The 13868-nt window shown below is 38.4% G+C and carries 12 protein-coding genes; 4 read left to right on the forward strand and 8 right to left on the reverse strand.

The features are described 5' to 3' along the window. Nucleotides 1-59: 59 nt before the first annotated feature. The 6 genes from priA to FFS26_RS21145 form a co-directional block, all read right to left on the reverse strand. The gene (gene priA, locus FFS26_RS21120) at nucleotides 60-2507 is read right to left on the reverse strand and encodes a primosomal protein N' (RefSeq protein WP_137906054.1); all 2448 of its coding nucleotides are present in this window, start codon (nucleotides 2505-2507) and stop codon (nucleotides 60-62) included. 288 nt (nucleotides 2508-2795) lie between these two features. Beyond that, on the reverse strand, nucleotides 2796-3704 hold the full coding sequence (locus FFS26_RS21125; RefSeq protein WP_110009466.1) for an AEC family transporter: 909 nt from the start codon (nucleotides 3702-3704) through the stop codon (nucleotides 2796-2798). Nucleotides 3705-3938: 234 nt separating this feature from the next. Then, a complete protein-coding gene (locus tag FFS26_RS21130; protein ID WP_137906055.1) occupies nucleotides 3939-6407 on the reverse strand; it encodes a beta-mannosidase in 2469 nt (822 codons plus the stop codon). Between the two features lie 119 nt (nucleotides 6408-6526). After that, the gene (locus FFS26_RS21135; RefSeq protein ID WP_110009468.1) at nucleotides 6527-7189 is read right to left on the reverse strand and encodes a copper homeostasis protein CutC; all 663 of its coding nucleotides are present in this window, start codon (nucleotides 7187-7189) and stop codon (nucleotides 6527-6529) included. A gap of 14 nt (nucleotides 7190-7203) precedes the next feature. Then, nucleotides 7204-7764 carry a hypothetical protein gene (locus FFS26_RS21140; RefSeq protein WP_110009469.1) on the reverse strand — a complete coding sequence of 187 codons (561 nt, stop codon included), beginning with the start codon at nucleotides 7762-7764 and terminating at the stop codon, nucleotides 7204-7206. An 83-nt stretch (nucleotides 7765-7847) separates the two neighbouring features. After that, nucleotides 7848-8843 (reverse strand): isoaspartyl peptidase/L-asparaginase family protein, encoded by a 996-nt coding sequence (locus FFS26_RS21145; protein WP_137906056.1) that lies wholly within the window; start codon nucleotides 8841-8843, stop codon nucleotides 7848-7850. 148 nt (nucleotides 8844-8991) lie between these two features. Between FFS26_RS21145 and FFS26_RS21150 the strand changes: the two genes are divergently transcribed. From FFS26_RS21150 to FFS26_RS21165, 4 genes are all read left to right on the forward strand, one after another. After that, on the forward strand, nucleotides 8992-9570 hold the full coding sequence (locus tag FFS26_RS21150) for a Crp/Fnr family transcriptional regulator (protein ID WP_227943543.1): 579 nt from the start codon (nucleotides 8992-8994) through the stop codon (nucleotides 9568-9570). 231 nt (nucleotides 9571-9801) lie between these two features. After that, entirely contained in the window at nucleotides 9802-10167 is a 366-nt protein-coding gene (locus FFS26_RS21155; protein ID WP_062671030.1) for a DUF3302 domain-containing protein, read from the forward strand. Nucleotides 10168-10172: 5 nt separating this feature from the next. Continuing rightward, nucleotides 10173-11330, forward strand: a complete 1158-nt coding sequence (locus tag FFS26_RS21160; RefSeq protein WP_137906057.1) for an HlyD family secretion protein — start codon at nucleotides 10173-10175, stop codon at nucleotides 11328-11330. A gap of 22 nt (nucleotides 11331-11352) precedes the next feature. Beyond that, nucleotides 11353-12732, forward strand: a complete 1380-nt coding sequence (locus FFS26_RS21165) for a TolC family protein (RefSeq protein WP_228406471.1) — start codon at nucleotides 11353-11355, stop codon at nucleotides 12730-12732. A gap of 60 nt (nucleotides 12733-12792) precedes the next feature. Here the strand turns inward: FFS26_RS21165 and FFS26_RS21170 are convergent, their stop codons facing one another. Continuing rightward, complete coding sequence (locus tag FFS26_RS21170) at nucleotides 12793-13275, reverse strand: DUF6691 family protein (protein WP_110009474.1); 483 nt, start codon at nucleotides 13273-13275, stop codon at nucleotides 12793-12795. 27 nt (nucleotides 13276-13302) lie between these two features. Next, nucleotides 13303-13866 carry a YeeE/YedE family protein gene (locus FFS26_RS21175; protein ID WP_137906058.1) on the reverse strand — a complete coding sequence of 188 codons (564 nt, stop codon included), beginning with the start codon at nucleotides 13864-13866 and terminating at the stop codon, nucleotides 13303-13305. Between the last annotated feature and the right edge of the window lie 2 nt (nucleotides 13867-13868).

Raw genomic sequence — 13868 nt, forward strand, 5'->3', positions numbered from 1 at the left:
ATTGTTATATAACGGACCACCGCCCCGTTATAAAAGAGTGTAAAGTTTGTTAAAAATTGTTAAAAATCAACAAAAACATCTTTTTTAATGCTTTGATATGCAGTGATTTCATCAAATTCTTTCAAACTTATCAAAACCATATTTTTGAATTTTTCATAATTTTTCCCACGGGGAAGCTTCAGCATAATCTGGAACTGATAGAAGTTATTCAGTTTTGCAATCTGTGCTCTTTCCGGACCTAAAACACATTCTTCAGGAAGGTATTTTCTGAGAATAGAACCCAGAAACTGTGATGCCCGGTCAGCTTTATCCTCTCTTCTGTGTTTCAATTCAATCATAATCAGCTTGGTGAAAGGCGGATAATGGAACTTCTGACGTTCTGTAAGGATATATTTATAGATCTTGGCAGGATTATTCATCTTGATGAGCTGAAATACAGAATGATCAGGATTAAAGGTCTGAATAAGGATCCTCCCTTTTCCTGAAACCCTTCCGGCCCTTCCTGAAACCTGCGTGATCAGTTGATACGCTCTTTCTTCCGCTCTGAAATCCTGTACATATAATAAGGAGTCTGCTTTTGGGATGGTAACGAGTTCAATATGATCAAAATCCAGTCCCTTAGAAATCATTTGGGTTCCTACAATAATATCCGTTTCTCCGTCTTCAATCTTTTCATAGAGTTTTTCGTAAGCAAATTTCTTACGCATAGAGTCCACATCCATCCTGTCCACCTCATTTTCCGGAAACAGCCTGGAAACTTCTTCGTGAATCTGCTCTACACCCACTCCTCTTTCGTTCAGCTTTTCAGAATTGCATTTCGGGCAGGTTTTCGGTTTTGAAGCTCTTTGCCCGCAATAGTGGCATTTCATTTCATTTGCCGCTTTGTGATACGTCATGACCACATCACAATTGGAACAGTAGTTCACATAGCCACAGCTTTCACATTCTATGACATTGGAATAACCACGGCGGTTGTGAAGGACAATCGCCTGGTTCTTTTCATCCACCGTTTTCTTTATCTCATCAATAAGCTTCAGCGAGAAATTTCCAGAAACCTTTTTAGATTCCTGAGCTTCTTTGAAATTGATCAGTTCGTATTCCGGCAAATTAACATTCCCGAATCTTTCATTCAGAAAAACATATTTCATTTTATCTTTCCGGGCACTGTAGTAGCTTTCGACTGATGGGGTAGCCGATCCCAGAATGACTCCGGCTTTATACATCTTTCCTAACACCATAGACGCATCTTTAGCATTAAAATAAGGAGAAACCTCTCTTGGTCTGTACGCAGAATCATGTTCCTCATCTACTACGATAAGGCCCAGGTTCCGGTAAGGTAAAAACAAAGCATTACGGGTTCCGATCAGAATGCGGATGTCGTTTTGCTTAATTCTTCTCCATACTTCCACTCTTTCAAAATCAGTCAGTTTCTGGTGATAAAAACCGAGCTGCCTTCCATACTTCTTCTCTAATCTTTGGGTGATCTGTTTGGTAAGCGAAATTTCCGGAAGCAAAAACAAAACATTCTTTCCGTCACGGATGCATTCATCAATTTTTTCTAAATAAATATGGGTTTTCCCAGATGAAGTAACGCCATGAAGCAGAACATTCTTCCCTTCTTCAAAAGCTTCATCAATTTCAGATTTTGCTGTTTTCTGCTGTTCGGAAAGTTCTTCAAGCTCCTCGATTTCTCCTTCATAGCTTTCAATCCTGTCTTTCTGCATAAAGTATTCCTCCACAAGACCTTTGTCTGCCAAAGGTTTGAAGTGGGAACTTCCGAAGTAACCGTCTTCAAACAGTTCAGATTTTTTGATAGGAACGTCAGGATGTTCCGTCTGTTTTTCCAATATAAGAAGGAAAAGATCTTTCTGTTTCTGCGCTCTGTTCAGTTTTAAAAGAATATCCGTAAGATTTTGATTGGCCAGAACCTCATCATTAATTCTCACATAAGCAACTTCTCTGGCTTTATACTTTTCAGCAATTTTCTCATCAATTTCAATGTACTGAAGATCAATCAGAGAATTGATGGTTCTGATGATATCTTTTTTAGGAATAAAAGCTTCAATATCTGTAAGATTAATCAACTGCCGTACTTCCAGTGCCTGAACCAGATACATTTCGTTAACATCCAGATTTTCAAAATCTATAATGGCTCCTGGTTTTAGTTTTAAATAGGTTTCACTTTCCAGTTTTAAAGAAGAAGGAAACGAAAACCTGTAAATTTCTCCAAGGCTGCACAAATAGTATTCCGAAAGCCAGTTCCAGAAATCAATCTGTTCCTGAGGAAGAATCGGCTGATCATCCAGCATGCTGATGACTTCTTTGGCCACAAAATTTTCCGGTGCATTATCATGAAGCTCAAACACGATTCCCGTATAGATCTTTTTTCCACCAAATGGTACCAGAACACGCATTCCGGGCTGGATTTCAGACATCATTTCCTGAGGAACTTTATAAGTGAAAGATCCTTTCAGGTTGAGGGGTAAAACAATTTGAGCGTATTGCAAGGGAAATATTTAAAGTGTAAAATTAGAATTTTCCTGAGAGAACTGCAACTTTGTGGAGATTCTTTAGTAATCTTTAACCAAGAACCTGAAACTGCATTCTATTCTTTACTTTCTCCTTATTTTTGTCCATTCCGTAGGAATGTAACCCATTCAGATATTTTTTAATGTCTAGAATTACATTGATCAAAAATAATGATATGACAGGCTGGATTCCTGCGGAATGACAAAGCGTGTGGATAAAAGAACAACACAAATTCAGAAAGGATCGAAGAAAGGATTCATGAATGACTAAAAAAGAAGTTCTGTAATCTGATACCAGAATGCAGACGTAATAAATCCTACAATGATACTGACTCCGATGATCAGGTTGGTCAATTTTGTATTCAGCCTGAACTGTTCTGCAATGATACTTGAGGTAACCAAGGTTGGCATTGCTGCTTCAAATACTGTAATTTTTGCCACATCTCCTTTTATTCCGAATAACAAAGCCATTCCCAGAACAATTGCGGGTGCCAGAATCAATTTATAAAGCATCGACATAGACATTTGAGGGATCAGCTTTTTCCATCCATTGAATTTCAGCTGTAACCCGACTGAAAACAGAGCTAACGGACTTACCGTTGCTGCCAGCTTATCAAAAAATGGTTCTGCAACGGTAAAGTCAATGAACTGAGACAATACCAAAGCAGAAATACAGCCAATTAATGGTGGAAATGTTATTAATCTCTTTAAAATAAATGCCGCGCTCACCTTTCCTGATTTACTTCCCCCTTTTACTGCAGCAATAATTCCCAGGGTTGAAAGGGCAAAGAACATCGTCTGGTCACAGATGATTGCAATACTCAAAAGCCCTTCCCCATAAAAAGCACTGATTAATGGAAATCCGATGAACGAAGTATTACTATATCCGCTTGCCAATTCTAATGTACTTCTGGAACGCCTTGAATATCCCCTGCTCTTACTGTAAAACATCATAAAAAAGAAACAGAACACAGAAATTAAAAATGTGGCTGCAATCGGGAACAGCATTTCTGTTGTCCATTTTACTTTGGGCAGATATTTAAACGAAACTGCCGGAAGAGCAAGATAAAGAATCCAGGTATTGATGCCTTTGTGAGCATCGGGGTGGATAGATTTTGTTGCTTTGAATATCATTCCTGCAATGATACACACTGCAATCAGAACAAAATTTACCATAACTGTAATAAAATATGAGGCAAATTTACGGCTGATTTTTGAGTTGGAAGGGTAAAATTTATATTTTTTTCGGTGGAATTTCTAATAAAACTTTCCAGTATTAAACCTTATAGGTTTTCAAAACCTATAAGGTTTGGAGATCTACCTGCCGGAAATTTATAACCCTTGTCAAGGTTTAAAGTTGACGACTGACTTTTTAAGAGTTTTTTTCTTATTATCAATTACAATTGACCATTACTCCTTCATCACATCCCAAAGGCTCATCACCTCTATATTTTCCAAAGGTTTTGAAAGGGTAATTTTTTTTGAAGTTCCTGGAAGCAGGTCAAAGAAATTATCGCTGAAGTGAGTATCGCCGATTAAATAAATGTCCTTAGCAAGCGTATCTGTTGAAATTTCAATTTCAGTGGGTAATATTTTTCTGATTTTAATATCAGGTTGTAAGAGTTTCAGATCTTTTGGTTTACTAAAGAAGAACAGCTTTTCGAATTTTGTGTCCTTTTCGGAACTGATTTTTAAAACAGCTGCGGACAAATCAAAGTGAGACAATTCCAATTTACTGATAGTTCGTATTTTCTTGCTTACATCAGCATTAATAAGATTTGACTGACTGGCTTTCCAAAGTATTTTTCCTTTGAAATCAATCAATTCAAATTTTGTCTCTGCTTTCAGTTCTTTCAGGAGATCGCTTATCAGATAGACATCATAGCTTTTTTCGGTTTCCGCTATTGATACCAAAACAGGTTCAAAGCTTCTTTTCGCCTGATAATGGAAGGCTTTCCAGTTTCCAAGATAATCAATGGAAGACCAGGAAACCACCGGCCAGCAATCATTCAGCTGCCAATACAGCGTTCCCATATTATAAGGTTTTGCACGGCGGTGAGCTTCAATAGCAATCTGCATTCCTCTTGCCTGCAAGAGCTGTGAAAGATAGTTGTATTGTACAAAGTCCGTTGGAATTTTGTAATCACGCTTCAGATATTCATTAATGATGTCCCAGCCACGGGCGTGCTTTTCATGAGCTTTTATCGTTGGATTCTGAAGGTTTAAATCCGGAGTTCCGGAGAACATTGATTTTGTCGTTTCAAGGCTAGGTGTACCCTGAAAGCCATATTCAGACATGAAACGCCCTACTTTTTCGTTGTAAATTTCAAAAGGCTGCTCACCCCACCAAACGCCCCAGTAATGAGAATCTCCTTCGGTAAGACTTTCTTTATGTCCCCAACCAATGGAGGGAGAACTTGGCCAATATATATTTTTATCCGATTTCAGATTTTCTGCCAATGCATTAGGAATTACCTCATGAAACAGCTTCTTATAATCTTTCCAAACCTGCAATGAATCGCTTTTTGAATAGTTGAACTGTTTCTGATATCCCCAGTTGACAATCGCTTCATCAATTTCATTGTTCCCGCACCACAAAGCAATGGACGGATGATTCTGAAGTCTGTTGACCTGGTCTTTTACTTCTACTTTTACATTGTTTAAAAACGCTTCATCTGCCGGATAAAAGCTTCCCGCAAACATAAAATCCTGCCACACCAGGATTCCGTTTTCATCACAGGCTTTGTAAAATTCATCATCTTCATAAATACCTCCGCCCCAGATACGGATCATATTCATATGGGCATCTTTGGTATCCCTGATCAGCTTCCGATACTTTTCTTTGGTCATTCTGGGTGAGAAACTATCTCCCGGAATCCAGTTGGTTCCTTTGATATACAGTGGTTCCCCATTCACTTTAAAATAGAATGATTTTCCCTTTTCGTCTTTTTCCTGAATCAATTCAACGGTCCTTAAGCCTATCCTGATATTTTTAGCATCAATATTTCTCTGATCTTTGGAAAGCTTCACTTCAAAATCATAAAGATGAGCTTCACCACGCCCGTTAGGCTGCCAGAGCTTCATCCCTTTTGTTTCATAAGGAACCGATATCTTATTAATCCCTTTTTTTAAAGATATTTTTTGATGAGTTTTATTAAGATCCAAGGTATAATCTCCGGCATTTTGAGCATAAATTTCAACATCAAAGCGCAAATTATCAGAAGTGCCGGAAACTCTTTTCTGAATATCCTTAACCGTAATAATTTTAGCATTATTCCAGAATTCCAGCTGAACATCTTTCCATATTCCTGCAGTAACCAGCCTTGGTCCCCAATCCCATCCAAACTGGTATTGTGCTTTTCTCACAAAACTTCTTGGTGATTCCGGCATAGTGAACGGAATTTTTTTCGCTAATTCCTTTCCGGTATTCACAGCGGATGTAAACTTAATCTGCAATGTATTATGACCCGGTTTTAAATATTGTTTTGCAGGAATATTCCATTTACGGAACATATTATCTGTTTTCTTCAGCAGCTGACCGTTAAGATAAATTTCAGAAAATGTATCCAATCCATTAAAAACCAGATCAATGTTTTCGTTCTTTAGTTCATGAGGTGAAATAGTAAATGAGGTCTGGTAGTCCCAGTCTTCATTTTCAACCCATTGTACTTTCTTTTCATTTTCATCCTTAAAAGGATCAGGAATGATCTTATTATCCATTAAATCCAAATGAACGGTTCCCGGAACTTTCGCAGGAAACCAGTTTGAGTCTTTTGAATTTTTAAACTGCCAGTTCTCCGAAGACAAGCTTCTTTGTGAAAACTGTGCGGAAAGGATATTCTGCATAAAAAGGAAAGCAAAAAGGGTCGTTCTATTCATCAATAAATTTATTTTGAGTCGTTATCATACCAGTGATTTTGTCATTCCGAGGAACGAAGGAATCTCTATTTTCATTGGTTAGATTCCCGCTACGCTTGGAATGACAACCAGAGTGCATATTATTTATTCTTCAATGCAACCACTTCATCCGCATTGGCAAAAGCCCCACCATCCGTAATGGCTGAAGAATGGAAGTAACCCGCATGGGTAAATGCTCTAATCTCTTCAATATTAGATGAACGCAGACCTCCTCCGACAAGGATTTCTATTCTTCCGTTGGATAATTCAACAAGCTTTTTCAGATTCTCTTTTCCTTCAGATACATTGGGTTTCTGACCGGAGGTAAGAATGGTTGTAAAACCACATTCGATTACTTTTTCCAGAGATTCTTCCAGACTTGCAGCACGATCAAAAGCACGGTGAAAAGTACATGGAAGCGGTTTTGCCAATTCGACTAAAACTTTATTCTGCTCTATATTAATCTCATCATTTTCATCCAGGATCCCGAATACAAAACCATCTGCATGTAAAGATTTTAAATGAACCAAATCATTTTTCATCTGCTCAAATTCCGAATCAGAATAGGTAAAATCTCCACCTCTCGGACGGATCATCACAAAAATCGGGATTGTAATTTTTTCACGAAGCTTCTTCATCGTTTCGAAATCCGGAGTAGTTCCGCCTTCACTGAGTCCATCACATAATTCTATTCTGTCTGCCCCGTTTTCAAAAGCGATAATCGCTGATTCAGGATTAAAACAAGCTATTTCTATTTTTGACATTGTATTGTATCTATTTAATTTGATTTTGGTTCGTCCTGCAGTACATCTGCAATCAAAAAAGAACCGTTTTCTTTTACTACTTTTATTACTGACGGATATTCTGCTTTAAAATTTTTGTCTGTCAGCACTACCTTGAAGAGATATTCATCTGTTGAGGAGAGTTCTAAATCACAGCTTCCAACTTCAATTTTATCCCAATCCTGTGCTGCAATCAGGAAGCCCGCTCCAACACCTGCTTTACTTACATCAAATCTGGTTTTCCATTTATCCTGAAATTCTTTTTCAGTAAGGCCTCCGCTTACATCCAGGTCAACATTCATTGCATCCATTTTATAATCGAAGTAGTCTTTGGTTGTGATTTTCCGCATATTCTTTTCTTCACTTCCGATATCGGCTTTAAAATAATCGACAATACTTTTTTCCAACCATTTTTGGGCTTCTTCAGCCTCATTGGACTCATTATGCAAAACTACTTTTTCTTTTATTGGCTGGATTTCACCATCTTTTTTTATCTCCTTCTTTTCTTCCTTGCAAGCAATAATCATAAACAAGGAAGCGATAATCGTTCTTTTCATATTTGTTTTATGTTTTGGCTAAAGCCAATGGGTATCTTTTATTTGTTTAAATGGGCTGAAGCCCATTTCTATTGAATTTTTAATTATTTCAAAGCAAATTCAGGCTTTTCAAGGCGGTTTCCTTTCTGATCGTACACCGCAAAATTGAATCCGTCCTGAATACAGTAAGAACCATATTCTCCCTGTTTATTGATGGCAATAAACCCTACCTGAATATCTTTAAGGTTTTTATTTCTTCGCTGATTGATTTTTACAATTCTCTCTACAGCTTCTTTACAGGCTTCCTGAGGATTTCTACCCTGCCTCATCAGCTCAACCACAAGATGCGTTCCTACAGTCCTTATGACTTCTTCACCATGACCTGTTGCTGTAGCAGCACCTACTTCATTATCTACAAACAGACCTGCTCCGATGATTGGCGAATCTCCTACTCTGCCGTGCATTTTGAAAGCCATTCCACTGGTGGTACAGGCTCCGGAAAGGTTTCCCTGTGCATCTAAAGCGATCATTCCGATGGTATCATGGTTTTCAATATTGGCAATGGGCTTGTATTGGCTGGTCTTTAACCATTCTTTCCATTCTTTTTCCGATTCGGGAGTAAGAAGATTCTCTTTTTTAAAACCTTGTGAAAGGGCAAACTGCAATGCACCGTCCCCAACCAGCATAACGTGTGGTGTCTTTTCCATGACAGCTCTGGCTACAGAAATAGGATTTTTAACATATTCCAGACATGTTACGGAACCGATATTATAATTCTCATCCATGATACAAGCATCCAGCGTTACCCTTCCGTCTCTGTCCGGACGTCCTCCATATCCTACACTTCTTTCTTTTGGATCTAATTCTACAAGACGGACTCCTTTTTCTACAGCATCCAAAGCTCTTCCTCCTTTTCCAAGGATGGTCCAGGCTTCTTCGTTGGCTTTTAATCCGAAATTCCAGGTGGAAAGAACGATAGGTTTATTGATGATTTTTTTACTTTCAGGTCGTTCTGCGGCCATTAGTTCTAGAGGATTGATGGTAAGTGCTGCGGTTGCAATTCCCAGTTTTTTGATAAAACTTCTTCGGTTATTGTTCATTGGATGTAAGAATTATTTAATACAAAGCAAATATCTTAAAAAAATCCGTTGAAAATCTTATGGTTTTCCCACTATTTTTCTTTACCATTTTTTATTATTTTTATAATGGTTATTTTAATTAATATATATGTTTAAAACCTTTAGAAAAATGGATTGCTTTAAGGAATTATCGGATGAAGAAATCCAGGTCCTTGCAAGCATCAGTACTCCTAAGCTTCTTCGGAAAAAAGAAAAACTGTTAGAGCCAGGTCAGCCGTTTAACCATTTATTTATATTGACCAATGGTCTTTTGAGATTTTTCTTTGATGATGAAAATGGAGTTGAAATTAATACTTTTCTGCCCTCAGAAAAAGAGGTTGCCTTTCTGGAGAGTCCGGAATCTTATTCTGCTGAAGGTACTAAAAAGTATACTATACAAGCCGTGATTGATTCTCAGATTATTCTTTTTAACAAAGGTGAATTTGAGCAGACTGCCTTTCAGCATAAAGGAATTTACAATTTGTATTTGAAATCGTTGAAACAGATTATCAGCATTTTATCAGCACGCACAGAGCAGTTCTGCAGGAGCTCGCCGCTTTCCCGTTATGAAGATTTTCTGAACAGCCATCCGTTTGTCTGTCAAAATGCCAACAGAAAATACATTGCTAATTTTCTGGGCATCACTCCCAATTCCCTTTCCCGTATTACTGCCCGCGACAATAAAAAAAAGAATCAAGGAAAAAAATAACTTAAGAATATTTTTAATTGTTGCATTCAGTATAATTTTGTCCGGTCAAAAACTTGTTCTTCACCACTAAAAAAACCAAATGAAAAAAAATATAATCATCTTCAAAGCATTCCACCTTATAGAATAGTCTTTACATCTTAACAGGATTAATATGTGATTGTCCGGATATTCATCGGGATCTGAATGTGTATTTTCTTAAGTCAACATTTTATTACCATTTTATACTAATTTATGCAAAGAATAACCACCATTCTCTGCCTGTTATTAGCATGCAATTTTGTGCAGGCCTCTACAGGCAATGTTGAAGACAAAATAGCCGACGGAGCATCCTGGCTTATCTTATTTGTATTGCCTATTGCAGGGATTTATCTCTTCTGGAAAGTTCATATTTACCCGGAAAAAGTAGCAGAAAAGAAAAACCATCCCCAGCTGAATGCTATCAAAAGTATGTGTCTTCTTTCTCTGATCTTTGGCGGTCTTTTATGGCCGGTTGCCTTAATTTGGGCCAACTATGACTATGGAAACCAGACGGCTCCTGAAAGAGAGAAAGACAACACAGATTTGCCTGAAGAAGAATTAAAACCTATCGAAAATTAAAAGACATGCTGGAATTACTAGTCGCAATATATGCCGGGATTTGCTGGCTTCTCATTAAAAAATTAAAATTGATCCCGTGGACATTTACCACACAGGTAATCGTATATTCATTGCCTATTTTCGGATCTATCGCTTTGATATTAAGTTTAAATTATTATTGCCCCATTACCTCTGATGTAAAGGTGGGAAACAGAAGTGTGGATATTACTACGCAGGTTTTGGGAAAGGTGAAAAAAGTATATGTGAGTACCAACCAGGAAGTAAAAAAGGGAGATACTTTATTTATGCTCGACAGGGAGCCTTATTTACAGGAAATTAAATCACTGGAAGCTAAACTGAGCAGTATGAAAGCCACGGTACATTCTTATGATGCAGACATTTCGGCCTCCAGAAAAAATATTACGGCATTACAGTCACAGCTTGATCTTGCCAACAAAAGAGTATCTCAATATCAGGAGCTTGTACAGGCTGGAGCTGCCAACAAATTTGATCTTGAACAGGCGATAACCAATGTACGTGATCTGCAATCCCGAATCAGTGCTGCACAGTCACAACAGCAGTCTTTGGAAACAAAATCCAATGCTTCTTATGGTGGAGAAAATTCATCAGTGTCTGAGATCCAGGCTAAGCTGGAACAGGCCAAATGGAATCTCTCCCAAACCGTTGTTCTGGCACCTACGGATGGTGTGATTCCGAATGTGCAGCTGAATGAGGGAGCTATTATGGCGCCTTTCAAATCAGCATTTGTTCTGATTCAGAAGCAGCAGTCAGTTATTGGATTTTTTGCTCAGAATGAGCTTGAAACCGTAAAAAAAGGAGATGAAGTAGAGCTTGCTCTTAAAACAGAACCTGGAAAAGTGGTGAAAGCCAGACTTGAATATGTCATTGATGCTACCAGCCAGGGGATCATGAATAATGCAGGAGGAATGCTGGGCGGAAATGGTTCTACAGCCGGACTTCCTGATACGGCAAGACAATTGCCGGAAACCGATGGAAAGCTTATTGCCAAATTTGTACTGGAAGATAATCAGAAACAGCTTACAGTGGGAGCAAGAGGAACTGCGGTTATTTATTCTGATCATATTAAACCTCTTCATCTTATCAGAAAAGTAATGGTGCGTATCAACAGCAAAATCAACTTCCTGATTCCTAAACTTCATTAACATGTATAAAAAGTTAATTTTAGTGAGCATACTTGCTGGATCTTTAAGCTCCTGCATCGGTTATAAAGAGGCTACGAAGGAAAATATAGATCAGCTTAAAGAAAAGAGTGAAATTGCTTCTCATATACAAATTCCTGATGACTGGATTTTTGACAGAAAGGCTGGATCAAAATCAATTTCCTACGACTGGATCAATGATCTTAAGACCTCACAGCTGGAAGCCCTGGTTAAAGAAGGAATGTTATACAATGCAGATCTTATTATTGCCAGAGAAAAGCTTAATCAGATTGAGCTGGCGATGGAAATTGCCGGAAGCGACCTTTATCCGAGCGTAAGTGCTGTGGCCAACACTTCGAATAATCTGGTCAGCGGCAGCCAGGTTCAGCGGCTTGCATTAAAAGCTAACTGGGAAATTGACCTTTGGGGTAAAAATAAATCTTCACAGATGGCCAGCACCAGCAGTTATTTTTCTGCAAAACATCAGAATACCCTGCTGCATCAATCTATTGCAGGGATGATTGCCAAAGCTTATTATCTGAATATTGCAGGAAACATTCAGGAAAATAAGATTGAAAGCTATATTCAGAAGACCAAAGACCTGGAAAAACTCTACATCATTCAAAAGAAAGTTGGAACGGCAAATGCTATTGATGTGTCCAATATTTCTGCAGAAATTATTTCCCTGCAGGGTTATCTTGAAAAGATTAAAAATGCCAATATGCAGTCGAGAAGGTCTCTGGAGCTTCTTACCGGAAAGTATCCGGAGGGAAAACTGGCAACCCAGAATTTCTTTAATTCTGTAAAAAGCAGTATTCCTGAATCTTTTCCTCTGGAACTTCTTGAAAACCGATCAGACATACAGGCGAGTCATTTCCAGATCGAAAAGGCTTTTTATGAAGTACAGGAAGCTAAAGCGGCAAGACTTCCTTCATTAAGTATAAGCTCATCTCTGGGTAGCGCCGGAAGTAATGTGGAATCTATTAATTCTTTATTTTCCAACCCTTTAATAAAAGTGGGCGGAGGATTGGTTTCTCCCCTGTTCAACGGTGGAAAGCTGAAAAAGAATGTGGAAATAAAGAACTCACAGCAGAAACAGGTCGTTGAAGAATATTCAAAAGCTGTTCTGAATGCATTGAACGAAGTGGAATCATCTTTAGCTAATCTCCGATCTATTGAAAGACAGATGGCTTATACGACCAATGCTGTCAATGAGCTGAAAAACAATATTTCTCTTACCGAGAAACAAATAAAGGTCGGTACCAGCAACAGTTTTGTACTGATCCGTAAACAAAGAGATCTTTTGAAAAATGAAATGAACCTCATCAATCTGGAACTTCAGTACAGAATAGAGCGCATTAATCTTTATATGGCTTTAGGTGCGGAGAACTTTATTTATTCATAATTTTTATACTTGGAGAGACTGCAGAAATAATCTGCAGTCTTTTTTATAATTTATAAGGTATCAATGAGGCAGTTTGTCTCTGAAATATCCATATACCCATGTTCCGGCAATAGCGCTCAGTAAGGTAACAGATACGGCTAAAGCACCCGTCCCGATCTGAGCAAAAAGAGGTCCCGGACAGGCTCCGGTTATCGCCCAGCCAAAACCAAAAATCAATCCACCGTAGATCTGACCTTTGTTGAACTTTTTAGGGGTCAATGTAATAGGTTCCCCATACATTGTTTTTATTTTAAATTTTTTAATCAGCCACACTGAAATCATTCCCACCAATACAGCACTTCCAATAATTCCGTACATATGGAAAGACTGCAGGCGGAACATTTCCTGTATTCTGAACCAGCTGATCACCTCTGCTTTCACGAAAATAATTCCAAAAATAATTCCGGCAGCAAGGTATTTCAGGTTGTGATACCATTGGTGAGTAAGGACACTTTCGTTCACACAAACAGTATCCTGATGACGTATATCTTTTTCTTTGCTCATAATGTAAACTTCTCTTTTTTAAATTACTTATAGGGATAGAATGGCAGGCAGAATAAGATTAGCCATTAAAAATCCACCGATCATGAAACAGACTGTTGCTACCAGAGATGGCCACTGCAGGTTGGAAAGTCCCATAATGGCATGTCCGCTGGTACATCCGCCCGCATATCTTGTTCCGAAGCCGACCAAAAATCCTCCCGCAACCATCATGATAAATCCTCTAAGGGTCAACAGGCTTTCGAAATTCATCAGTTGTAACGGGACCAGATTGCTGTAATCTGTAATTCCGTAGCCTGCCAATTCTGCTTTCAGGTCAGGATTCACTGTTATTTCATTGGGATTCACCAAAAATTGGGATGTAATCAATCCTCCGAAGAAGATTCCCAGGACAAAAAATAAATTCCAGGCTTCTTTTTTCCAGTCGTATCTGAAAAAATTCACATTGGCCGGAACACAGGCTGCACAGATATGCCTTAGTGAGGAACTGATTCCAAAGGATTTATTTCCGATAATCAATAAGGCAGGCACAGTAAGCCCAATCAACGGGCCGGCAATATACCACGGCCACGGTTCTTTTATAATCTCCAGCATTT

The sequence above is a fragment of the Chryseobacterium sp. 2VB genome, assembly GCF_005503635.1.
Taxonomy (GTDB): Bacteria; Bacteroidota; Bacteroidia; order Flavobacteriales; family Weeksellaceae; genus Chryseobacterium; species Chryseobacterium cupriresistens.